Source organism: Paenibacillus prosopidis (assembly GCF_003337375.1).
GTDB lineage: Bacteria > Bacillota > Bacilli > Paenibacillales > Paenibacillaceae > Pristimantibacillus > Pristimantibacillus prosopidis.
The window spans coordinates 24,359-47,972 of the sequence record NZ_QPJD01000007.1; the positions used below are offsets into that span (position 1 = coordinate 24,359).

General features: G+C 49.4%; 23 protein-coding genes. 12 read left to right on the top strand and 11 right to left on the bottom strand.

Going from position 1 to position 23,614, the window contains the following annotated elements:
- Positions 1 to 29 precede the first annotated feature (29 nt).
- The gene (gene ilvA / locus DFP97_RS12055; RefSeq protein ID WP_114380246.1) at positions 30 to 1,298 is read left to right on the top strand and encodes a threonine ammonia-lyase IlvA; all 1,269 of its coding nucleotides are present in this window, start codon (positions 30 to 32) and stop codon (positions 1,296 to 1,298) included.
- Positions 1,299 to 1,349: 51 nt separating this feature from the next.
- Here the strand turns inward: ilvA and DFP97_RS12060 are convergent, their stop codons facing one another.
- A complete protein-coding gene (locus tag DFP97_RS12060; RefSeq protein ID WP_114380247.1) occupies positions 1,350 to 2,327 on the bottom strand; it encodes an aldo/keto reductase in 978 nt (325 codons plus the stop codon).
- Positions 2,328 to 2,461: 134 nt separating this feature from the next.
- Here DFP97_RS12060 and DFP97_RS12065 point away from each other — a divergent pair, with 134 nt between their 5' ends.
- The 6 genes from DFP97_RS12065 to DFP97_RS12080 all read left to right on the top strand — a co-directional run bounded on the left by DFP97_RS12065 (position 2,462) and on the right by DFP97_RS12080 (position 6,440).
- Positions 2,462 to 3,625, top strand: a complete 1,164-nt coding sequence (locus DFP97_RS12065) for a diglucosyl diacylglycerol synthase (RefSeq protein ID WP_114380248.1) — start codon at positions 2,462 to 2,464, stop codon at positions 3,623 to 3,625.
- A 20-nt stretch (positions 3,626 to 3,645) separates the two neighbouring features.
- Complete coding sequence (locus DFP97_RS12070) at positions 3,646 to 4,839, top strand: MFS transporter (protein WP_342773271.1); 1,194 nt, start codon at positions 3,646 to 3,648, stop codon at positions 4,837 to 4,839.
- A 15-nt stretch (positions 4,840 to 4,854) separates the two neighbouring features.
- A complete protein-coding gene (locus DFP97_RS12075) occupies positions 4,855 to 5,463 on the top strand; it encodes a TVP38/TMEM64 family protein (protein ID WP_114380249.1) in 609 nt (202 codons plus the stop codon).
- 10 nt (positions 5,464 to 5,473) lie between these two features.
- A complete protein-coding gene (locus DFP97_RS30420; RefSeq protein WP_147275049.1) occupies positions 5,474 to 5,845 on the top strand; it encodes a zinc ribbon domain-containing protein in 372 nt (123 codons plus the stop codon).
- A gap of 131 nt (positions 5,846 to 5,976) precedes the next feature.
- Positions 5,977 to 6,120, top strand: a complete 144-nt coding sequence (locus DFP97_RS30720; protein ID WP_181873483.1) for a hypothetical protein — start codon at positions 5,977 to 5,979, stop codon at positions 6,118 to 6,120.
- Between the two features lie 23 nt (positions 6,121 to 6,143).
- The gene (locus DFP97_RS12080) at positions 6,144 to 6,440 is read left to right on the top strand and encodes a transposase (protein WP_114380250.1); all 297 of its coding nucleotides are present in this window, start codon (positions 6,144 to 6,146) and stop codon (positions 6,438 to 6,440) included.
- Positions 6,441 to 6,658: 218 nt separating this feature from the next.
- On the opposite strand, the gene DFP97_RS12085 is transcribed toward DFP97_RS12080, so the two are convergent.
- From DFP97_RS12085 to DFP97_RS12105, 5 genes are all read right to left on the bottom strand, one after another.
- A complete protein-coding gene (locus DFP97_RS12085; RefSeq protein ID WP_114380251.1) occupies positions 6,659 to 7,993 on the bottom strand; it encodes a prolyl oligopeptidase family serine peptidase in 1,335 nt (444 codons plus the stop codon).
- Between the two features lie 700 nt (positions 7,994 to 8,693).
- Positions 8,694 to 9,752, bottom strand: a complete 1,059-nt coding sequence (locus DFP97_RS12090; RefSeq protein ID WP_114380252.1) for an FUSC family protein — start codon at positions 9,750 to 9,752, stop codon at positions 8,694 to 8,696.
- Positions 9,749 to 10,876: a DNA alkylation repair protein gene (locus tag DFP97_RS12095; RefSeq protein WP_114380253.1), complete on the bottom strand. Its 1,128-nt coding sequence runs from the start codon at positions 10,874 to 10,876 to the stop codon at positions 9,749 to 9,751. The genes DFP97_RS12090 and DFP97_RS12095 overlap by 4 nt, the downstream gene beginning before the upstream one ends.
- A 120-nt stretch (positions 10,877 to 10,996) precedes the next feature.
- Positions 10,997 to 11,764: a sporulation protein gene (locus DFP97_RS12100; RefSeq protein WP_114380254.1), complete on the bottom strand. Its 768-nt coding sequence runs from the start codon at positions 11,762 to 11,764 to the stop codon at positions 10,997 to 10,999.
- Between the two features lie 92 nt (positions 11,765 to 11,856).
- Positions 11,857 to 13,614, bottom strand: a complete 1,758-nt coding sequence (locus DFP97_RS12105) for an ATP-binding protein (RefSeq protein ID WP_114380255.1) — start codon at positions 13,612 to 13,614, stop codon at positions 11,857 to 11,859.
- A gap of 205 nt (positions 13,615 to 13,819) precedes the next feature.
- Here DFP97_RS12105 and mscL point away from each other — a divergent pair, with 205 nt between their 5' ends.
- Positions 13,820 to 14,278, top strand: coding sequence for a large-conductance mechanosensitive channel protein MscL (gene mscL, locus DFP97_RS12110; protein WP_114380256.1), 459 nt, complete (start codon positions 13,820 to 13,822; stop codon positions 14,276 to 14,278).
- The gene (locus tag DFP97_RS12115; protein ID WP_114380257.1) at positions 14,271 to 14,906 is read left to right on the top strand and encodes an NUDIX hydrolase; all 636 of its coding nucleotides are present in this window, start codon (positions 14,271 to 14,273) and stop codon (positions 14,904 to 14,906) included. Before mscL ends, DFP97_RS12115 begins: the two co-directional genes overlap by 8 nt.
- Before the next feature lie 210 nt (positions 14,907 to 15,116).
- Here DFP97_RS12115 and DFP97_RS12120 read toward each other — a convergent pair whose 3' ends face one another.
- Both DFP97_RS12120 and DFP97_RS12125 read right to left on the bottom strand, forming a co-directional pair.
- On the bottom strand, positions 15,117 to 15,407 hold the full coding sequence (locus DFP97_RS12120; protein ID WP_114380258.1) for a hypothetical protein: 291 nt from the start codon (positions 15,405 to 15,407) through the stop codon (positions 15,117 to 15,119).
- Positions 15,408 to 15,553: 146 nt separating this feature from the next.
- On the bottom strand, positions 15,554 to 16,048 hold the full coding sequence (locus DFP97_RS12125; RefSeq protein ID WP_114380259.1) for a hypothetical protein: 495 nt from the start codon (positions 16,046 to 16,048) through the stop codon (positions 15,554 to 15,556).
- Positions 16,049 to 16,326: 278 nt separating this feature from the next.
- On the opposite strand from DFP97_RS12125, the gene DFP97_RS12130 reads away from it, so the two are divergent.
- Positions 16,327 to 17,004, top strand: coding sequence for a TraX family protein (locus DFP97_RS12130; protein WP_114380260.1), 678 nt, complete (start codon positions 16,327 to 16,329; stop codon positions 17,002 to 17,004).
- Between the two features lie 8 nt (positions 17,005 to 17,012).
- Here DFP97_RS12130 and DFP97_RS12135 read toward each other — a convergent pair whose 3' ends face one another.
- Positions 17,013 to 17,891, bottom strand: a complete 879-nt coding sequence (locus tag DFP97_RS12135) for a serine/threonine protein kinase (RefSeq protein WP_245976164.1) — start codon at positions 17,889 to 17,891, stop codon at positions 17,013 to 17,015.
- Between the two features lie 173 nt (positions 17,892 to 18,064).
- On the opposite strand from DFP97_RS12135, the gene DFP97_RS12140 reads away from it, so the two are divergent.
- Both DFP97_RS12140 and DFP97_RS12145 read left to right on the top strand, forming a co-directional pair.
- The gene (locus DFP97_RS12140) at positions 18,065 to 18,265 is read left to right on the top strand and encodes a hypothetical protein (protein WP_245976165.1); all 201 of its coding nucleotides are present in this window, start codon (positions 18,065 to 18,067) and stop codon (positions 18,263 to 18,265) included.
- Positions 18,266 to 18,378: 113 nt separating this feature from the next.
- Positions 18,379 to 18,597 carry a hypothetical protein gene (locus DFP97_RS12145; protein ID WP_114380262.1) on the top strand — a complete coding sequence of 73 codons (219 nt, stop codon included), beginning with the start codon at positions 18,379 to 18,381 and terminating at the stop codon, positions 18,595 to 18,597.
- A gap of 180 nt (positions 18,598 to 18,777) precedes the next feature.
- Here DFP97_RS12145 and DFP97_RS12150 read toward each other — a convergent pair whose 3' ends face one another.
- Both DFP97_RS12150 and DFP97_RS12155 read right to left on the bottom strand, forming a co-directional pair.
- Positions 18,778 to 19,500, bottom strand: coding sequence for a response regulator transcription factor (locus DFP97_RS12150; RefSeq protein ID WP_114380263.1), 723 nt, complete (start codon positions 19,498 to 19,500; stop codon positions 18,778 to 18,780).
- A 101-nt stretch (positions 19,501 to 19,601) separates the two neighbouring features.
- A complete protein-coding gene (locus tag DFP97_RS12155) occupies positions 19,602 to 23,540 on the bottom strand; it encodes a response regulator (RefSeq protein WP_114380264.1) in 3,939 nt (1,312 codons plus the stop codon).
- Between the last annotated feature and the right edge of the window lie 74 nt (positions 23,541 to 23,614).

Below are 23,614 nucleotides of genomic sequence, written 5' to 3' on the forward strand. Positions count from 1 at the left end.
GTTTATCGAAAGCCGAAAGGAAGTCGCCTATGAATCCGAATACCGCAGCTTTGGCCCGCATTGGGCTTGAAGAAATCGTCCAAGCGCAAATGCATTTAAAAGATGTCATTACGCGTACTCCGCTTCAATATAACCGGGTGCTGTCCGAACGCTACAACTGCAACGTTCTGCTGAAACGGGAGGACCTGCAGATCGTCCGCTCATTCAAAATACGCGGCGCGTATCATCTGATGCGCTCCCTTGCACCCGAAACGTTAGAAAAAGGCGTCGTATGCGCAAGCGCCGGCAACCATGCGCAAGGGGTAGCCTACTCCTGCCAGACGCTTGGCATTCCCGGCAAAATCTATATGCCAAGCACGACGCCGCGCCAAAAGGTTAAGCAGGTGTCCTTCTTCGGCGGCTCGCAGGTTGAAGTCATCTTAACCGGCGATACCTTCGATGACGCCTATGACGAGGCGATGACAGAAAGCAACCGCAGCGGCATGGCATTCATCCATCCGTTCGATGACCGGAAGATCATTGCCGGAAACGGGACCGTCGGTCAAGAGCTTATGGAGGCGGCTGATTCCGTTCCCGACTTTGTGTTCGTTACCGTCGGCGGAGGCGGGCTTGCTGCCGGTGTCTCCTCGTATGTGAAAATGGTGTCGCCTGCAACGAAAGTAATCGGCGTGGAGCCGGAAGGCGCTCCTTCTTTGCGGGTATCGCTTGATGCGGGAGAAGTTACCCCGCTGGATCAAATCGACAAATTCGTTGATGGCGCAGCCGTTAAGCGGGTCGGTGATTTGACTTTTGCACTCTGCAGAGAGCTGCTAGATGACGTTATCGCTGTGCCGGAAGGCAAGGTTTGTACGACGCTTCTGGATTTGTATAATGAAAATGCTATCGTAGCCGAGCCTGCAGGCGCGCTGCCGATTGCCGCGCTTGATGCCTATCGCGATCAAATTGAAGGCAAGACAGTCGTGTGCGTAGTGAGCGGCGGTAATAACGATGTCGACCGGATGCAGGAAATTAAGGAGCGTTCACTTATCTATGAGGGCTATAAGCATTACTTTATGGTAAGCTTCCCTCAGCGTGCCGGAGCTCTGAGGGAATTTCTCGACCAGGTGCTCGGGCCAAACGACGACATTACCCGTTTCGAATACACAAAAAAATCAAATAAAGACAACGGTCCCGCACTCGTCGGCATCGAGCTTAAGCATCGGGACGACTACGATCCGCTCGTCGAGCGGATGACCAAGAAAGGCTTTCAATTTTTGGAGCTGAACAAAGACCCTGTATTATTCAATCTACTCATTTGATTTAAATTTATCGCCCAGCTTCCTCTAAAGAAGGCTGGGCGATTATTTGTTTTACCAGGCGTATGCGCGTGGCGCGTCGCCGCCGGGTCCAGGGAATATTTCATCGATGCGCTTCAGCGCCGATTCATCCAATTCGAGCTCCACTGCGCGCAGTGAACGTCTGAATTGATCAAGCGTGCGCACGCCGATAATTGGAGCGGTTACGGCCGGATTAGCTAACAGCCATGCGAGTGATACAAGATCCTCCGGCTCGCCCAGCTCATCACAGAACGCTGAATAGGCTTCAAGCTGCTCGCGGTGCTGCTCGAAACGCTTCGAGTCGCCGCTGCGCCGGCCTCCGTCCTTACGGCGGTGGTTACCCGCAAGCAAGCCGCCATCGAGCGGACTCCACGGAATAACGCCAAGTCCAAGCGCCTTTGAGGCCGGCAGTACCTCCAGCTCGGGAAGACGGCAAAGCAAATTATATTTGTGCTGCTCGGATACGAGCCCCAGCGAGCCTCTCGCCCTCGCTTCGCCTTGCGCCACCGCGATATCCCACCCGGCAAAATTACTCGAGCCCACATAGCCGATCTTTCCTTGCGCCGCTGCTATTTCAAATGCTCCCCAAAGCTCACTCCAATTGACATTGCGGTCGACGTGGTGCATTTGGTACAGCTCAATATGATCCGTTTGCAGACGCTTAAGGGAGCTTTCCAGATGTCTGCGAATTTTATAGGCTGATAAGCCCGGTTCCCGATTGGGACCGTCATATGTATCATGCATATCGCCGTATACTTTGGTAGCGAGTACTGTACGCTCACGGCGTCCGTCGCCCTGTTGAAACCATTTTCCAATAATCTCTTCCGTGCGCCCGGCGTTGTCGCCCCATCCGTAAATGTTAGCCGTATCGATAAAGTTAATTCCTGCATCGAGTGCAGCATCTAAAATACGAAATGATTCCTTCTCGTCGGTGTCCACGCCAAAATTCATTGTACCGAGACATAACCGGCTTACCCGAAGCCCCGATCTTCCTAAATTCGTGAATTGCATACTAATCATCGCTCCTTCATTTTTGAAATAGGATGGATATACCAATCATTATACAAAAATAATACAAAGTAACCAATCAGCGTTCACGCTCTCTTTACAAATGTCCGCTACACTAGCGGCAGGAGGTGTACCCAATGGTTCGTTTTGAAAACAATCGGCAGCCCAAATTATTAATCCTATACGCATCTTACGGTGAGGGTCACCTGCAGGTCGCCCGAGCCATTCGAGATGCCATGGAGGAGCAAGGCAATTATCGGACGGTGATGGTTGACCTGATGGCAGAGTCACACCCATGGCTGAATGAGGTCACAAGACGTTTCTACTTAAAAAGCTACACCCACATGCCTTCGCTGTACGGCTGGATGTACGATTTCACAAGACCGATGAAGCATGATTCGCTGTTTGGCGGACTGCTCCATTCTTTTGGACGCGACAAAATAAGGCGCATTCTTGCCATTGAGCAGCCGGATGCCGTCGTCCATACCTTCCCGATCTTCGCTTTACCCGAGCTTAAAAGACGTATGAATTTCCACCCGCCTTCCTATGCTGTTATTACCGATTTTGATTTACACCGCCGCTGGGTGCATCCGAGCATCGAGCGCTATTATGTGGCGACAGATGATTTGAAGCGGGAGCTTTCGCTGCTGGGCATTCCGAGCAGAAGCATTCAAGTGAGCGGCATTCCGCTCAAACGCGGTTTTCGCACAACGACTGCATCTGCGGAGCTATATGAACGCTACAGGCTGCAGCCGGATAAACCTGTCGTCCTCATAATGGCCGGCGCACAGGGCGTCATGCCTGACGTTACGGAAATTTGCTCCGGTCTTCTGCAGGATTCAAATGTACAAATCGCACTTATATGCGGTCATAATAGCCTTCTAAAGGATTCAATCGAACAGCAATTCCGGCATCACAGCGGTTCTTCCCGACTGCATGTCTACGGCTTCGTGGATCAAATTCATGAGCTGATGGCACTCTCCAGCTGTCTCATTACAAAGCCTGGTGGCGTTACGCTCTCTGAAGCAATCGCGGCGGGGCTGCCTATTTTTACGTACCGGCCTGTTCCAGGCCAAGAGAAGCAAAACGCGCTTTATCTGCAATCCAAAGGCGCAGCTGTCATTGCGAATGATCCGGCGGAGCTAACCGAACAAATTTTGAAACTGATCGGCGACCCGCTGCGTCTTACTACTAGCAGGATGTCCATCGCACAGCTTCAAACGTCACAAACGGCCGCGGATAGCATCGTTTTGGATATCTTATCCAACTTGCGTATAATGGAAAGAGCATCAATTCTTTAACTTAAAAAAGGAGCTTGTCCGTGCGCACAGATCAGAATGCTTGGTTTGGAGCGGAGATGCGCCTCATCTCCGTTATATTGTTTATCGTAGAATTTGTCCGAGGGGCTGTTCTCGTGAGCCTGCTGCCGATTTACGGAGCAAAAACGTTAGGCTTGGCACCCGATGTAATCGGCGCAGCCATATCCGCCCACTATATAACCGACACGATTCTTAAAATGGCCATTGGCTATTTGCTGGACCGCTTCTCCATACGTATCGTTGTTCAACTCGGACTGATCGTTTCGCTGGCGGGTGTTTACTTGCTGCAGTTCGCCGAGCTTCCATGGATGTTCATCGGGGCGGCCGCTCTATACGGGATCGGGATGTCACCGATCTGGATCGTCTGTCTGACGAAGGTATCCGAGCAGCAGCGCGCCACGCAGATGGGTTTTCTATATACGATCTGGATGGTCGGGCTGGGGAGCGGACCGATTGTTTGTAATATTTTGCTCGATTACAGCGCATCGTTCACGTACAAATTGCTTGTCACCATGTCGGTGCTTGCCTGCTTGCTAACACTCTTCATGCGCAAAGGGAAAGCCGTTACGCCACATCGAATGCCGCTGCGCGAGCAATTCACCATTTTGAAAGACAGACTTAGCCATATGAAGCTATTGCTGCCGGGGATGATTTTACAGACGACGGGTGCGAGCATGCTCGTCCCTATTTTGCCAAGCTTCGCCGATAAAGAGCTCGGGCTTTCGGGTACGCAATACTCGATATTGCTCACGGTCGGCGGAATATGTGCAGCAGCCGGGCTAATTCCAATGGGTAAGCTTTCAGACAAGCTTGGAGGCAAAAAGTGGTTTCTCGTCGCCGGCTTCGGTGTTTTCGCCCTCGGGCTGTATATGCTGGCCTCAGGCCTCACGTTCTGGTATTGTTTACTTATAGCTATTGCTTTGGGCGTGTCCTATGCCGCTATTCTGCCTGCGTGGAACGCACTGCTCGCAGCCTATGTACCGCCAAAACAAGAGGGGCTCGGCTGGGGCATATTGTCCACCGTTGAAGGGATTGGCGTCATGATCGGCCCGGTGGCCGGCGGCTTTATCGCCGCTTGGAACGGTGACACCGCTGTGTTCTGGATCAGCGCCATCCTGTTTGGGCTTATCGGTTTATTTTATTTATGGTTTCCTTTTCATGCATTTGCTCCAAGTGGAGAAGCTACAAACAAGTAGAACGGGGTTAGATCTATGGAAGATTGGCAAAATTGGCTGCAATATATAAAGCATTTGGATCTCGATTCGATTCAATGGACGCTGGAAAGCTACTCCCAGTGGGGACCCTTGCCCGGCATACTGCTTCCGATGGTTGAGTCCTTCCTTCCCGTCTTGCCGTTATTTCTCATCATTGCGGCTAACGCCAACATATACGGCCTTTGGCTCGGGTTTATACTCTCATGGATCGGCGTCACAGCCGGGGCAATAAGCGTATTTTGGATCAGCCGCAAGCTTGGAACTAATGTTAAGGGATGGCTGGAGCGACGATTTCCAAAATCGGCACGGTTTTTCAATTGGGTTGAACGAAAAGGATTCACGCCGTTATTTTTGCTAGCCTGCTTTCCATTCACGCCATCGGTGGTCATTACCGTCGTCTCCGGTCTGAGCAAAGTGCCCTTCCGTACGTTTCTGCTGGCTACCCTGCTTGGCAAAGCGGTCATGATATTCAGCATTTCTCTGATTAGCTTCGATATCGGCAATCTCGCCGATGAGCCATGGCGTATTTTCGTCACGGTTACTGCCGTACTCGTCATGTGGTTTGGCGGCAAACGGCTGGAATCCCGCTATCAAGTGAACGGGTGAGGTGACGATTTTGACTATAATAGCTGGCTGGGCGGCGCATCTGGCGCTGCCCTTATTTACTTGGTTCGACGTTGGGGCGACGATCATCGTTCTCACCATAGCTGCATTGCTGCTCGGCGGCATGTTTATGTTCGTACGAATAGCCTCGGACGATTCCGACAGGCACAAAGAGTTGAAGGAAATGGTCGAGACGCTATTCGGGACGCCTGCCCATCTCCGCCAGCACGCTGAACCTCAATCAAACAAAGATCCTGCCAAATCCACAGGCACTGCTGTTTCCGCCGCTGCAGCAGCTCCATTTTCCGAGCCGTGTCCCGCTTGCAGTGAGACAATCACAGAACGGGACATCGAGTGTCCCTCCTGCGGACTCCGATTATTGTAAATATGACGACAAAGCGTCTTCCTGCCTCTAACCTGGACTCATACATTTCTTCCTTTTGTGGCAAACTGTTGAGGATCTTCTCTTCTTGTGAAGATAAGAAGTAACGATGAAAACCTCAGGAGGGTGACCATATGTCAGGCGAACATGCATCCGATATGCAAAAAAAGGCCAGCAAATTGCAAGCTCAGGCCGACCGTAACAAAGCCAGCAAACAAGCTGCCAGCGAGCTGCAGTCAGAAGCCGACCGTGCAGCGGTGCCGAAGCACGGATTATAAGCATAGGAAGGTTGGTTGACACGATGAGCGATCAAGATCATTATGAGATGAAGCCGATTTCGGGTGAACGGGTTGAGGTCAAGGGCACATATAGAAATGAATGGGGACGCGAAGAACAGCTGGAACGCGGTGATTTGTTTCCCGCTGACGTTATGCTTGGATCGACAGAATGGGAGCTCGTTGAGCTGCAATTCAATAATCATCACAAAGGACATACTGATCCGCGATTGATTCCGCATGATGACGATGACAATCCGGAAGCTCATATGCAGCATCCCCGCCGTCACGAGGGCAGCAATAAAAATCGGGACGATCAATAACGCAAAGCGATTCTTTTGACAAGACCTTATTGCTAATCTAGACCCAGCTAAAAACAGCAGGTCGGAGCGCTGGATTCAGCTAGCCTCCTACCTGCTGTTTATGTTTCTTTAGCACTTTCTACATCAGAAACCTTACATATGAGCCGAAAAAGCTGTATCTGCTGCTTAGGTTTGACGCTTACCGATAAACAAACCCTTTGGATTCATCAACGAATTATTTACTTATTCAATGACTGGGAAGCTAACCATTCCATGAGGGTTGTCTCTTTACCGTTGATCGTTTCTTTCACATCGTTGTTATAGACATAAATCCAGGAATTATGCCCGCCGTATTCGTATGGCATACCGTCGGAATTCTTGTACAAGCCTGACGTATCGATCACATTATTAAATAAGGAAAGGTGAACGTTTTTTGCCCCGGCTTGAACCAAACGGTTGTACGTAGGCACGGTGTATTGATCCGGAGGCACGACCGTGTCGGTTTTGGCCGCAATAAACCAGATGGGAATCTCCTTCATGTTCTGGATGTCTTCGTCCGTCACGAGCGTATCCCGTAAAGACTCGCATGTAGGGAAGGCGGCGGCAAAATAATCTGCATAGTCGCGAATCATCAACATCGTCATATAACCGCCGTTGGAATCTCCGCCGATATAGATTCGATTCGTGTCTATGTCCTTGTTATTCTCTGCATAATCTTTAATGAATGCCATAAGCGAATCCTGGTATTTCGATGTGCCGTCCCCAAACCCGGTAAAACCATCCATCCAATAAGTCGGTGTCTGAGGCGCCAAAACATACGCTCCGTCAAAATAGGATTGAATCTGTTCCGAAGCAAAGTTGGCCGCCTTATTGGCAGAAATCGGAATCGTCGGGTCTGTGCCTCCTTCTCCGAATCCATGCAGCCATATAATCAAGGGATTCTTATGGTTGTCTTGTGCCGGTGCAAAGTCAGCATACGTCAATGTTATGTCGTTGTATGTCACTTTGCCGTTTGTAAAATCGTCTACCAGTTCTCTGACTCCGCCTGTAAACGTACCCGCAACCAATCCTGTTATATCACCGGCAGGTGTCTTGATTTCTTTTTGTTGGGTAATGGTATATTTATTTTCAGTCCATGCGTTGAATCCTGGGGGCCAGACAAAGTTAAGGGCGGACCCTAATGATAATTCCGGACCGATTTCCATTTCCAATACGGCATATTTGCCAGTCTGAACGGCCGGATTTCCGTCTTTATCCGAGACGTACGCATTGATTACTTTTCGATAGCCTTTCTCAAATAGGGGATTTGCTAATCGGCTGTCGCTTCTTTCGACATACACGTTGAAGGTATCCGCTGTTACCGCACCCTTCGCAACCGGTTTGCCCAAATCGACGATGACCTTGGTGATAACGGCTCCCCAATCTTCAATTTCCGTAACCGTTCGATAAGAGGCAGAGTGCGTTTTAACATCCTTGGCCAATACCCCGGTGCTAATAGAGAGAACTGTGCTGGCTGCTAATATACTCATCATGGCTGTTTTCACGTGTTTACTGATGCTTTTTTTATTAACCATTGACAACCTGCCTCCTAGATATTTAATATTGCTTTGATTTCTGATAATCCATCCAAAAATCGGCTTTCTCATCACTCAGCTTTTGAAGAGAGGGCGTAGTCCGTCTCCGTCCAATACTCCGCTCCCAACGTTACCCCTTTTTCATTTGATTACCTCCCAATGAGTTGGAATCGTATGCTAACCGGCAAGCCGGATGTAGCCTTTAGCCTTTGACCGCGTTCTTGATATCGTTCAATAGGATGCATGCTCAATGTCATCCCCCGACTATCATTAACTGGTAACGCTTTCATAAGTAATGATAAGGGGTTCGCAAATCTCCAACTACCATAAATCCGTCATGCCGCTGTCAAGATTCCGTTATTTTCCGCCAGAACAGCTTCCATGGATGAAGGCAGCTTATGCTGGAACCTTTTGCGGCCATTAGGATGAATCTATTCTGGCATGGTCGGCAACGTTTGACAGGTGTGCTATATTTGACGCCTACGTTTTCGTGATGCTGCTCATGATGCTGTTGGTGATGCTGTTTGGTGATGCTGTTTGGTGGTGCTGCTGGCCAGGTGCTTTGAGCTAGACCCAGCAAAAACAGCAGGTCGGAGCGCTGGATCCAGCTAGCCTCCTACCTGCTGTTTATCGTTTCCATCGTAAGCTGCTGCTTTTGCTGCTGGCACTGCAGCTGCCCAGCGGTTCTACTGCAACTTCCCTACAGCTCCTCCTTCGGCTCTCCCGGCTCCCGCTTCGCTCCCTCTTCCCGTTGCTGGACTTGGTCGAGCAGCTTCTCTAAGCGGCGCAAATGATACGCGTATTCAAACAGTCCTGAGGCGACAAACACAAGCCGCTTGTGCTCATCCGGATCCTCGAGTATGTACGCCGTCAGATCCTTCACAAGCCGGGCTTCGCGCTCCTCTTCCGGCTCGATTAAAGCATGCGGCTTCATTTTATCCTCTGCCTTCAGCAAAATGTGCTCGTGGTACTTCGACAGCTCCTCGATCTGCCGGTCGAAGCGCAGCGCCCATTCTCCGGCACTCGGGGAAGCAAAATAATGCTCCTCCACCACGTCGAGCAAATCTGCCCCTTTTTGCAGCGTCTTAATCATCTGCTTCGAAACGAGCAGCTGCCGGGCGTGGCTTGTCTTCGTTCGGGCTAATATTTTACGCTCCTCTTCAAAAACAGCGTAGCGCTCCTCCAGCTTGCGCAGCGTTTCGTGCAGCTTCTCCTTTTCTTGCCGGAACACCTGCTCCTTCATCTCATTTGAAATAGCCGTCCGCAGCAGCAGCGAAAGCTGATTGTACGCCTGATGCACCTGGGCAGTAAATTGCCGCCTTGGACGCGGCGGAAAGACGAGCACATTAACGGCGAAAGAAGCACCCATTCCGGTCAGTATCATTAAAAACCGTTCAATTGCCAGTGCCCAGCCTTGCCCATTCGCTTCCATAATCGCCACGACCGTGACGAGCGACAGTCCGATTGTGCTTTCCATTTTCAACTGAATGCTTATCAGGATGACCACGACACAGACAAGCCCGACAGCAATCGGCGTATGCCCGAACAGCCGTACAGCAGCAATGGCGATAAGCGCGCCAAGCAAATTCGTCTGCACTTGGTCGGTAACGCTCTGCCAAGACCGGTAAATCGACGGCTGAATCGTAAATATGGCCGCCACCGCAGCGATCAGCGGCGAAGCAAAGCCGAACACCCCGCTGAGGTAAATCGCTAATGCGACGGCCATTCCTGTTTTGAGCACTCTTGCGCCTATTGTCATGTCGCTCCAGCCTCCTTCACCTGCAGCTCTGTGGAAGCCGCCTCTCTCCCATTGACCCATAATGTAACACGGTGAAGACCGCTGTAATGCTTGCGCGTAGACAAATCCGCAAAGCGGTGTACGCGTACACCTTGAGCAACCGCGCCGCCGGCATATTCACGATCGGATAGAAGAAACCGTTTTAATGATGTTTTGCCGCTTGATTTGACGAACTCGATGCCATATTCGATACGCAGCTTAGCGCGTTCTCCTTCACGCAGCTGCACGTGATATCGCAAGGACACCTCTCCGCCGATCGCTACCGAATCCGGAGAAACGTCCAACGAAGCAGCAGTAACGAGCGGCATTTGCCCTTCGTCCGTTTCTTCATGCTTCGAGTACCCGAATAAAGCCATCACATGCGGATCTGCCTGCTTGATGAGCGTACGGCAACCGTGTCTCACGATCCAATCGGTCCCTTCGCCTGCTCCGATCCAAGACTTCGCCAGCCGGATAACGAGCTCAGGGTGATCTTTAGCTATATCGTTCAAGTTGTTCGCTACACTCTTGCGCACGTAGAGGGAAGGGTCGCCCTTCAGCTTTTCCAAAATCGGAATGACCGGTGAAGGATCGCGCTTAAAAAGCGGCAGCGCCTGCGCCCAAGGCAGACGCGGTCTTGTCCCTTCGCTCGCGAGCCTCCGCACATGCTCATTGGGATGATCCGCCCAATTCAGCATCTGAGCCATTGCCCGCTGCGGATCAAGAAGTATGAACGGCCTTATTGCAAATTCCGAGGTGGAACGCTGCGTAAAACGTTCCAACGCTTCTATCGAACGCTCCCAATGCTCCGGCTCCATTCCAAATACTTCAATGAAGTCCGGAAAGAACAGATACGGAAAACCGGTACACTTCTCATCGATTTGATATAAAATGGCCAGCGCATCTTCATACGTTTGCGGCAAGGCAGCGCCGAGCGCTTCCGTTATTTTTCTAATGCGTGCTTTCAGCTCAAGCTGCTCCCAATTATCATCCCTTACACGCTCCGCAAAGGCAGCCTCATCGAAAGGGCTCCACGCTGTTTTCACTAAAGCAGCAAATTGTTCAATAAATAATCCGTCATATATAGCTTTTAGCGGTTCAGCCAACGTCAATCCCCTCCTCCCGCTATTATACAGAAAAAATGCAGCACGTTCCTGCACAGACAAAAACAGCCCAGAAACGCTCCATTCGGAGCATTTCTGAGCTGTCGTCTATTCATTAGCTGCTTAGGCGTAACGTGAAATAATGTCTGCCAGCTGGTGAGCAAGCTCATTTGGTCCTGCCGTCAGCTGTTCATTCGTAAAGCGGGTGCGGACGAATGATTCGTCCATATCCATTGCTTCTGCAAAAAAGCTGGACAAGCCGCGCGCGCGGCGATCGATCTGAAGCACCAGCTCAAGCTCGCGGTCGGATGGATAGAACATCACTTCAAGCTCATCGAGCTGTCCGCGAAACTGGGTTGTAGGAACGAACTCCAGCTCTTGGATAAACGGCATTCTGCCGCCAAGACGGGAAGAGTACTCGCATTCTGCTTTGCGTAAGCGGAAGCCAAGCAGGCTCAGCGCTTCAAGCACTGTATTCATCGCCGGTGTTGGAATAACCTCGATTCGGTCGTTATCGCCCGGATCGACGCCGCCGCGAACATCAAGCTCCGTCTTCACCCATACCGGCGCGCGTCCGATAGTTAGAGGCGTTTGGTGCGGCAGCTGGAACGAGAAGGGAACCTCGCGATTTTCCCCGGCGTTCAGTGTGAACGGAGGACATACATGGAAACGTCCCACTTCTCCGTGCTGCGTATATTTATGGTCGTTGCTTTCGCGAATATATTCTGTCATCACCGAGAGCTGAATGGTTTCAATTCGCTGCTCCACGTTACCGCCGCGAATCTTAACGACTCCCCGGACTTCCTCGCCCGGCATATAGCGCGGCTTCTCAAGCAGCGTATCAATAGTTGCGGATCCAATTCCGATACTGGCCAAAAAACGATTAAACATGTAAACGACCTCCACTCATTTTATCGTGAATCCTTACTGCATAAGCATATTACGATTCCTCATAAAATAGGTTTCAAATGTGTTTCTTTCACTTAACCGGAGGGAATTGGCTGTTCATAATACGGCAAACGGATAATGAAAGTCGTTCCTGTCCCGATCTCGCTTTCAGCCGTTATTTGTCCTTTATGATTATCCACGATTTTGTAGGTGACCATTAGTCCGAGACCGGTCCCCTTATCCTTCGTCGTATAAAACGGCTGTCCAATTTTGGAGAGCTGCTCCTTCGAAATGCCCGAGCCTTGATCCTGTATGCGAATGTTAACGGTTCCGTCTTCGTCGTGCGACATGCTGATCTTCACGACTCCTCCATTTTGCATCGCTTCAATCGCATTTTTGATCACGTTAATGAACACCTGCTTTAATTGATTTTCTACACCCATAACCCAGAGCGGCTTATCACCCGCATGGAATTCTATAATGACGTTATGCAAAATAGCCTGCGTCTCAAGTAAGTTAACCGTTTCGGTCATCATTTGACGAGCGTCCTTAAAAGCTAATTCATAGATTTGCGGCTTTGAGAGCATAAGCAATTCACTTACGATCGATTCAATGCGTACAAGCTCCGATTTCATAATGTCATAGAAGTCTTCCTTATTTCCCCGGCCCGATGCGATGAGCTGCAAAAAACCTTTTAATGATGTAAGAGGATTACGTATCTCATGAGCAATTCCGGCAGCCAATTGGCCTGCTACGTACAGCTTCTCGGAATTAATGAGCAGCTCTTCATTCTTTTTCCGCTCGGATATGTCGCGAATAATCACCTGTTCAATCTGCTTGCCCGAGAATGTTGTGCTTGCCCGTACGATTTCCGTATGCAGCAGCTTGCCCTGTACCGTTCGCCATTGCAGCTCAATGGGCTTAATCGGTGCAGCCTCATCATCTTGAACGGTTTCGAGCCAGGCAGCCATCTCGCTATGATGCTTCTCATCAAGCAGAGAATAAATGTCCATTCCGATTATATCCTTCTCGCTCTGTACTTCAAACATACGAATTCCTGCCCGGTTCATATATTCCCACTTGCCGCCGCTAATTAATGCGATGGTATCCATCGAGTTTTCGACAAGCAGCTTATATCTCAGATCGATTTGATTATATTTGTTAGAAGCAAACCTTGTCGTCAGACTAAAGCTGAGTATAAGAAGTGTAGCCACCCCAAGCATGAAAGCCAGCAGCAGCAAATAATCATTTAATTTGTCGGTTGACAGGATATCCCGATATTCGACGGTCAAAGCCTGCATCCCCAGCTGATGCATGATCATGTTTGACAGACCAAGCACGAGGCTGCTTTTCAGCTTGTATTTAACCTGCTTTTTCCCGAGTAAGTAAAATGCTAAATAGGTACCGGCCAGGCTGACCAGGAAGGATAGCGCAAATAAAAGCCAATTCATCTCGAAAGCAATGAAGGAACCGGAAAGCATGGACAGGTATTGAAGTAAATTAGCTCCAATCGCCATCATGATTGCGCTTAAGGCAAACCTTCCTTTTGTAAACTCCTCTTTTTTCAATTGGAGTATGCTCAAATAGGTAATGGCAGCACATGCGATTAAGACAAGAAGCATGCTCCAATTAATGACGATCATATAGTCTGAGGAAAGCAAAGAAATGATATGCATCGTCCATAAGCCTAAGCCGAATACAGCCGCTCCGCCAGCCATCCAGTTGAAGCTATCCACCCGTTCTCTCGGCTTCAGCTGCTCAATCATACTGAGCATCGTATAGGAGGCATAGCACATAATAAACAAGGACAAGATCAAATAGTAGGGATTTCCATGAAAGATAGGGTGGTTCATAAGACTCCTTCAAATATCCATAAATTCTTTTCTTCTAATGGAATTCGACAATATCCTGTAAAATCCTTTCTACTTTTGCGGAAAATTGCATATTTTTGTCAAAAAAAGAGAAGGAAGTTTCTCAAATCTTCTTCTTACGCTACAATGATAGGGTAGGTTCACTTGGAACCGGCAGCATTATAAGAAAATTGCCAGGAGGATACACATGAAAATCGTCAAAGAATTTAAAGAGTTCGCGATGCGAGGCAATGTCATCGACTTAGCGGTCGGTGTCATTATTGGAGGCGCGTTCGGTAAAATCGTTACCTCGCTCGTCAACGACCTCATTATGCCGCCGATTGGGTGGCTTTTAGGGGAAGTTGATTTCAAAGATTTGAAGATTCCTCTTGTGGATATGAGCCAGTTAAAAGAAGCTGAAAAAGCTACAGCTCCCGTCATCGCATACGGCCAATTCATTAATGTACTTTTGGACTTTATTATCGTTGCCTTCTGTATTTTCCTGCTTGTAAAAGTGATCAATGTGCTTCGCCGTAAAGAGAAATCTGAAGAAAAGGCAGCTGAACCAACAGAAAAAGAATGCCCGTACTGCTTGTCCCAAGTACCGGTCAAAGCGACGCGCTGCAAGCACTGCACGTCCCAGCTCGAGGCTGCTGCGAATGGCTGAGGAATGGTTTGACATTTATGACGAGCAGCTTCGTCCGCTTGGCACCGCAACCCGTGCCGATACGCACGCCAATGGCTACTGGCATCGCACGTTTCACTGTTGGCTGACACGGCGCGAAGGAAACCGCCGGTTCGTGCGGTTCCAGCTCCGCCAAGCAGGCAAGGATACGAATCCGGGCTGCTATGATATAACGGCTGCCGGCCATCTGACTGCCGGTGAAACGGTTCGCGAGGCGGTCCGGGAGCTCGAGGAGGAGCTTGGAGTAAAGGCCGAGTTCGAGCAATTGATTCCGCTTGGTCAGATTCGTGAGCAAGCAAGCGGTGATGTGAATGGCGTTCCATTCATCGACCGCGAGGTTAGCGATGTGTTCGGCCTCGTTTGCTCGGTGCCGCTGACTGAATTGCGGCTCCAGCCAGAAGAAGTGGCCGGCGTTTATGAGGCTGATCTCGACGAGCTGATTGCGCTGTTTGAAGGCGTGGTCGATGAGGTGACTGCATTTGGCGTTGAGCTGGTTGATGAGACCGGCCGTCTGGCACAGGCGCAGCAATCCGTAAAGGTGAACCAATTCGTGCCGCGCGAGATTGCTTACTATGCATGCGTACTTCGGAAGCTGCACAGTTGCACTTAATACGCGCGCGGCGCTTATTCGATTGACCGCGAATCCCCCAAGCACGCTCCCAATTGCTGTACCATCCATCTATCATAAAGTGGATATTGTAAAATTCCGTATGGCGCGGCGCAAGATCAAAGTCATCCAGCTCCGGCTGATTGAATATTTGCGCCCCCATCTCATGTAAGCAGCCATGTATTTTCATTTCAATAAAGCTGCCAAGCTCATCTAATGTTCTGAACGAGCGCGGATTAAACTGAAGTCGCTGTTCTGCAGCGGCATCATAGCAGCTTGTGCGGCAAAATGCCTCCGGAATCTGGTTCCAACCGGCAATCCATCTCCTGTCGTAACCCATACGTCATACCAATGGAGCACCCGATTAATGTAATCGCGGTGAAAACGCAAAAATTTCTCCCCGAAGCCCGGCGGCGGCATTGAACCCGGCGTTAAATGATTCGTATGATGCCAAATCCGGTGTTCATCCAACAACGCTTTTGGAAAATTCGGTATTAGCGGCAACCTCGTTCCCCTCCATGCTTGTTCATTTTTTCGCTCTCAACTCCTTTATGTTATGCGGCTAGAGCCACCTCTGTGTTTTTTTCCATAGAGGCATGAACGGCAAAAAGGACCGCCCTATATGAATAGGACCGCCCTTCCTGAGTGAATTAGAACCAGAAATTGTTGCGTCTGCAATCATCCTGTATACTTCTGACGCAAATATCGAAAGTGGTTGTTACATCACTGTATCTGCCGAATGCGCAGCAGATTCTTACACAGTCTTGATCACGCGTGCTGAAGAAGTCCACTACTCTGCAATTGCAGTCAAGCAGCATTTGCACCGCTCTTGCATCACGACAGCGAATCGCTCTAACAAACCTCTCCGCTACATCTTCATTCCTCAACTGCCTAAAAATATCGCTTAGTTCTTTACCTGCTTCCTGCATAGCATCAACTGCCGGATCTTGTCTGCGGCCACAACTTCTTTGACCAGCGACTTGTTGACCAGCGACTTGTTGACCAGCGCTTTTTTGACCAGCGACTTGCTGACCAGCGACTTGTTGATCATCTCTACATGTACAAGTAGAAGATACACGAGCGCGTTTAGTTGACTTGCGAGTCGTCTTCACGTTACGAATTTTCATTTTTAATTTGGCGGACATTCCTATCCCCCCCTCTCTCTCGAGCATACCCTATTCTATGTTTCTAAGAGAGAATGGTATGGACGTTTAATAACCGTCAAATGCTGAAATGCAGCAACAGCCATGAATAGTCACTTCGACATGAGGTTGTCCATTTTGACATCAACGGTCTAAGGCCCCGAAAGCTGTCATACATATGGAATGAAGAAACCTTATCCGTGCGAAGCGGCTTAGAGGTCTTCCTCTTCATTTTTTCAGTCAACCCTTATGGTATACTGGGTAAAACCCGGTGGACGAAGGTGAAGACGATTCAATTTCTAGCTATGCTAACGATGCTTATTGATCATATCGGCCTTGTGTGGTTCTCTGAAAATGAAATCTGGCGAATTATTGGAAGGCTCGCCCTGCCTTTCTATGCCTATGCCATTGTGCTTGGATACTGCCGTACCCGCGACATTAACCGCTATTTGAAGCGAGTCGGATGGATTGCTTTAATTTCGCAGCTGCCTTATCAATTTGCCTTTTACCGGCTTGAAGTAAATACGGTAGGCACGTTATTTGTTTGCCTCCTGCTCCTGTACCTTCTTGACAGATGGAACGGAAAGCTTGTCATCCAAATCATTGCGGCAGTAGGAGCTGCTTTATTAGTAGAAGTGAGCCCATTCAGCTACGGCGCTTACGCTGTGCTGCTCGTGCTTATTTATCGTTATGCGTCCGTCCAATGGTTGACGCTGTTTCATTTCTTATTAAATGTGGTAAGCATTCCTGTGAAGGGTTCAGGCTGGATTCTCCAAAGCTTTAGCTTGTTTGCTACATTGCTCATCGTCTATGCGCCTAATTTCATGCGCAGTGCCGATAAAATCCGCATTCCCCGAATCATTTGGCGCAGCTTTTACCCGCTGCACCTGACAGTAATCGCGATCATCTATGCTGGAACGAGCAATGAGAGCTTTAAGCAAATTATTCCGTTTATATAGGGCATTGCTTAGGCAAGAGCAGCTATTAGCTGCTCCAGGTCTTGTTCGCATTGCACAGCGGACAGCCAGCCCGGTTCACTTTGCTGAAGCAGCCTTCTTATAAAATGGTTCACCGCTTGAGGAAGCTCCAGCTCCTCTTCCCAGCCGCGCTCCGCCTGCCCTTCCTCATGCTCATAGCCTGCATACATCATAAACAGAAACAGGTGTCCTAAGCCGTACAAATCGCTTGAAGGATACGGCTTTCTCATTCGCCGCTTCACTGCAGCCCAGCTTCCGCCTTGCAGGCTGCTTGCATTATTGTCCGCTGAATCTGTCTCCTTCAACAAGGCTCGAAGCTCCTCCGGAAGCTGTTCGCCAATGCGGCATGCAAGCCCATAATCAATCAAATAGATGCTCCCGCTGCGATCCAGCACATTCGGTATCCGGACATCCCGATGCACAAACCCGGCCTGATGAAGATGCTTTAACGGTTGAATCAGCTCTTTGATCGTACCCAGCGATTCCTGCAGCGTAAAGGTGCGACCTTGCACCATCATTTTATGCTCCAAATTTTCGCCCTCTATGAGCTCCATGATAAGCGCTTCATCGCGGCCGCCCTTTGCATAATGGATCCATTTCGGAATTTGCGGATGGTCCAGCGCCTTTAAAATATGGCTTTCACGCTCAAGCAGCAGCCTGCCCAGCTCAAGCTTGCTCGGCATGCTGCGCTTCAGTAAAACGGCGCACCCGTTTTCAATATCTGTACACGTATAGGCTTGCCCGTAGCTGCCCATTCCGAGAAATCGCTCGATCCGGTAACGTCCCATCCATACGGTTCCAGTCCGAAGCGGATAATCACGCCAGTGATTAATTGTTTCCCTCCACTTCTCCGCGATAAAGTTCCACACATCGATCTCCTCCTAGTATCAAGTTACCGCGGCCGATTCACCTTGCCGAGCGGAATTCGACGTCCAACTAGAAACCTTGATGACAAAATGTCGTATTATAATTATACTTCACAAAATCTTTAGATTACGCTTTCGAAGCCAGTTTTGCATCACAATAATTTTAGGAGGTTGAGATGATGATCAGACATTTGATTAAACGCTTCTTATATTCGCTCACCGGGCGCAAACACCAAGGCTATTACCACTACAGCAGCAGCGATTACAAGAAGGGGCACTTTCATCCGCATAACCGTCCGCCGCAATATCCGCCGCAAGGGCATCAGCACTACGGGCACGGCTATTACAAGAAGAAATACAGCAGCTTTTCCAGTTAAATGCACTTGTTAGAAATGTATGAGTAAAGTAAACAAAATCCTGACGACCGTTTCATAAGACGCTAAAAGATTTAAGTTAGAATGGGAAAAAACGATCGGAGGTGTTCTAGGAAATGATGAAAGTCATTACCTTCAAAAGTCGTTCCGTCCCTGTCTACTACCCTAACGAACAATCGGCATCAGTAGAACTGCTTCATCATAAATTGTATGAAATGGAATTAGACTTTGATTTCCGCAAAAAATGGAGACGGATTAAATCCGTTGAGATGGTGCGCGATGTGGCAATATTTCAATATAATGACGGAACAAAGCTGTATCTTGAAGTATGTTAAGCGGCAAGGTAAAGGGTAAAAGGCTCGGGGCGTTAAAAAAGACCTGAAGGCACGTTCATGTGCGCTTTTGGGTCTTTTCTATTCACCGCTTATATTCAGAACGGCGAATCATTGACAGGTCGAGCCTACAAAAAAAGAACCACTCCGTATCATCGGAATGGTTCTAGAGCTGCCCTAACCTTAGCTCTTTCTTGAATACTCAGCCGTGTACTTGTAACCAAACCCCCAAACCGTCCGGATCAGCCTTGGCTCCTTCGGGTTTTGTTCGATCTTTTTGCGAAGATTAACGATATGTACGTCGATCGCACGGTCCGTTACGAACGAATCAAAGCCGCGAATCGCATTAATAAGCTCTTCCCTGCTGAACACCTTGCCCGGATAAGCGAGAAACAGCCTCATCAACTCATACTCCGAGAAGGTCGTTTCAACCAGCTGACCGCGAACGAACAATAGCCGTCTTTCAAAATCCAGCTGAATAGGCTCACGATCGTCAGACGCTTCAACAGCCGCAGCCATTTGCTGAGCCGACTCGATCTGCATCACGCTTGAACGACGAATTAACGCCTCCACCCGGGCTGTCATTTCATGCATACTGAAAGGTTTACACATGTAATCATCCGCTCCGGCCTTCAACGCCTGCACCCGTTCGGACACTTCGCTCTTCATCGATAGAATCATAATCGGTACGTTAGAGCGCTTTCTTATAAGCGCGCAAACCTCCATGCCGTCCAAATCAGGCAATATCAGGTCAAGCAGCACCAAGTCCGGAACGAAATCGGCAACCAGCCGCAATCCATCGTCCGCACGGTAAGCCTGCATAACTGAGTAGCCCTCTTCCGATAAATACATAGACAGCATATCACTCATCATGACGTCATCTTCGATAACTAGAACTTTATACATTGTCGTCACCCTTTTTAAGGATTGAGGAATTCTGTCGAATTGACATATATCTCTACTATACCTTACTCACATTAATGGAACAACAATATGTTAGAAATTTGTTAGGAACGATTGTCGAAGAGATTCCGTACATCATGAAGCCCGTTCAAGAGCTGCTTCAAGACCTTTTCTAATTGAACAATAGAGTTCAGCAGCGCTTCCCTATCCGGTTCTGTTCGCTGCACGATACTTTCGACCCTATGTAAAGCATCTAACAACTCATAAGCGGACAAATATCCCGCAGCACCCTTTAACGTGTGAACCATTCGCCGGGCAGCCGATAGATCCGACTGTTCAATCAGCATGCGCAGCTGATCACCAAACGTTTCGTAATCGAGCATGAATTGCTCCATCATATGCAGCAAAATCGGCAGCTTTCCATTCACTCTGGCAAGCGCGCTCCTGACATCCATTCCCGTTACTGCCGGCAGCGGATTGGTGCTTTCTTCTTCGGTGAACGGACGTTCTATGCCTGCTGCCTGCATCAGCTGCACATTCTGCATCTCTTGTTCCCAGGGAGGCTTCGTCATCAGCTTGCTGCCCGGCTTGAGCCAATAAGTGATGACCTCGTGCAGCTTCCCGGAGTTGATTGGCTTCGTCACGACATCGTTCATACCGAGACTCAAGTAATGATCATGATCGTTTCGAAGCACGTTCGCCGTTACGGCAATGATAGGGATAGTATCATATTTCGGTTGACTGCGTATGAGACTGACTGCTTCCGAGCCGTCCATTACAGGCATATGAATATCCATCAAAATGAGATCCCAGCTTTCTCCCATAAGCTTATGAAGCACCTCCCGGCCATTTTCCGCCAAGCCGACTTCATATCCCCGTTCCTTTAATATTTCAATCGCAACCAGCTGATTAATCTTATTGTCCTCTGCGAGCAATATACGCTTATTCATGTTTGTTTCGGGCTTCACCTCAATTGGAACCACGCTTTCCTGCACGTTCCCATCCGTTGTTTTATGCTCCAGAGCGTTATCAATCGCCCGCAGCATACCCGAGCGCATAACCGGCTTGATCAGCAGCGTAAGCGGACGCTGCTCAGCCGGAAGCTGCAGCATTTCATCGCGGCCGTATGAAGTCGTTATCGCAATGGTTTTCACGCCGGCAGCCTCAGCCTCGCGGTGGAATTCAAGCCATGTTTCCACGCCGTACATATCAGGCATTTCCATATCCAGAATGATAAGCGTCGGCAGAGCGCCTGCCCCGATTCGGCGGAGACGGTCCTTGGCCATTTTCCAAGAGTGAAAGGATATCGCCGTTAGACCGTATGATTCTACAATCGCGCTCCAGTGCTCCCGCATTTGTTCATTATCCTCTACGATCCATACAGACTGCTCCTTCATATCCTGGCAAACCTGCGTGCGCCGCTCGCTTTGCTTATGAACAACCGCGAACGATAGTGTAAAGTCAAACTGACTGCCGACGCGGGCCTCGCTTTGAACCTCAAGCCTGCCGCCCATTAATTCGACTAGCGTTTTCGAAATGACAAGTCCCAGACCGGTACCGCCGAATTTGCGGGTTGTCGAGCCGTCAGCCTGCGTAAATGGCTTAAACAGCTTCTCGACCTGTTCCTTGCTCATGCCAATTCCAGTATCAGCAATACGGAAGCGGATTCTAGCCTTATCGTCAGACTGCTCCACGATTTCCAGCTGAAGCTTCACACAGCCTCTATTCGTAAACTTAACGGCATTCATGCACAAATTAAGCAGTACCTGCTCAAGGCGCATGGAATCGCCAATAACCGTCTGAGGTAAGCTCTCCGGCGTATCGATGATAAATTCAAATTGCTCCTTGCCGCCCATAAACACGCTTAATTGATCGGTCAGCCGGTTCAACAGCTCTTCTGTTTGGAACGGCAGCCGTTCAATCTCAACCTTGCCCGCTTCGATTTTGGAAAAGTCCAAAACATCATTTATGATGCGCAGCAGCGTTTCGGATGACGTGTTCATTTTGTCCATGTAATCCTTTTGCGATGCCGAGAGGCCCGTTTTGCGCATAAGCTGTGCGAGTCCAATAATACCGTTCAGCGGTGTTCTTATCTCATGACTCATAAGAGCGAGGAACCGGCTCTTTGCCTGATTGGCCTCCTCCGCTTCCAGCGTGGCGCGGACAAGCTCCTCCTGAACCCTTTTTTGCTCGGTAATGTCGCGGGCGATACAAGAGAAAAACAGCTCTCCCGTCTGCTCGTTCTGATGGGCCACGACGACCATAGATACATGCAGCGGCTCGCCGCTCTTCTTGAGCAGCTGAGCGCCGCTTTCCCAGTAGCCATACTCTCTCGCCAGCTCGGCACCCTTGATCAGCTCTGCATACGTTTGCGGCTGCACATGCTGCTTCACCGTATACTCGTCCGCAGCATCCCTTTCCAAGCCCAGCATCTCTCTGCCGGCGCGATTAATATAAACAACCTTGCCGTCCGAATCGACTGAAGCGATCAAATCCTTGGCCGACCCCACAATATCGAGCAATCGGTTGCGGGCCTTCTCCACATGCTTCCGGTCGGAAATATCAAGCATCATGCCGACAACGCCGGAGAAGCGTCCATTGCGGTCACGCAGACCGTTCGAGCTGTGCAGCGTCGGAATACGTGTACCATCCTTATGTATAAAGGTCCATTCCCGTTCATAAGAAAATTGCTCGCTCAGAAGCTCCTTGAACACCTCAAGTCCGGGCTGTACCGTCCGCCCCAGCTTCATTGACAGCTTCTCTGCCTCCTTGCGGAGTTCATCCAAATCCATAAACAAAAGCGGAGTGGCGAAACCGGCTAATTCCTCCGTTTTGTAGCCTAGCATCTCTTCCGCCGTTTTGTTTAAATAAGAAACCTTATATTGATCGTCGAGAACAATAAAACCGTATTGATTTTGATTGATAATCGCTTCGAGCCGGTCGAACATTTCCTGCAAATGCTCCATCATCCCGTTTACGGAATGAGCAAGCTTGCCGATCTCATCATGCGGCTCAACCTCTAGATGCCCAGCCTCGAACCGGCCGTTCGCAGCCTGCTCCGTTACCCTTAAAATCCGTTCCAGACGCTTAATGATTCGTTCAAAATAGAGAAAGAAAAAGATGACGATAATCGCTTCCGAAACGGTAATCGTTGTAAATATTCGCCAGAAGATAGGTAACAGCTTCTCTTCGAGCTTAGACATCGGCTCCTGCAGCGCAACCCGCCAAGGCGTGCCGCTTACCTTCGTGTGAAAAACGGCATAATCATCCCCGGCGATCGTTACTTTAACCATTCCCTCATTCGTATCCAGCAATTGCTTCGCAATCGGGAATAGGTCAGCTTTTTTGTCATATAGGGTTGTACTAGACAACCGAGGGGTATCAGAGCTGTAAATTATCCCGCCCTTATCATTAAATAATCGAATAACCGAGCTCTCTCCAGCTAGCTCAATGTATGGCCGAAGCGTTGAGAAAAGGATGGATGCGTAAACGGCCCCTTTTACCTCATTCGCTGCTCCATATACGGGTACGACAATTAATGACTGAGGCGTGTCGGAAAATGTAGGTATGTAAGGGTCTGTAATGATAACCTCGCCTTCCATCGCCGCGTCAAAGAAAGGCTCATTATTCATGTCCGTTTTTCCGCCGTTCGTTCGCAGGCCTAACCCATTCTCATCCATATATCCAATTGAATAATAGGTAAATCCGCTGCGTACCAGCTCGCGTCCAAAATAATGAAGACGCTCGGCATCCGTACCGAAGCGCACCAATTCCGTACGGCTCATCACGAGCACCTCTGCTTTGCGGATAGCCATCCACGACGATAAAAGGTTTCCGCGGCTGATTAGCTTGCTGCTTGTCTTCTCAATCTCCGATTGAAGCATCGATTGCTTCACTGCGGAATAGTTTCCAACTCCTGCAATCAGCAACGGGATAAAAGAAATGAGAACAATTAAGATTACGCCTTTTGTCCTTAACGACATCTTGTTCAAGCTGTTTTCCCCTTCCAACCCGCGTAAACCGCGCATGTCGAACTTTGACACTATTATACCTTTTATCGGTAAGTTGTAGAAGAAAAACGCTAGAGCAGCCCGTCATATCACGGGCCAGACTCTAG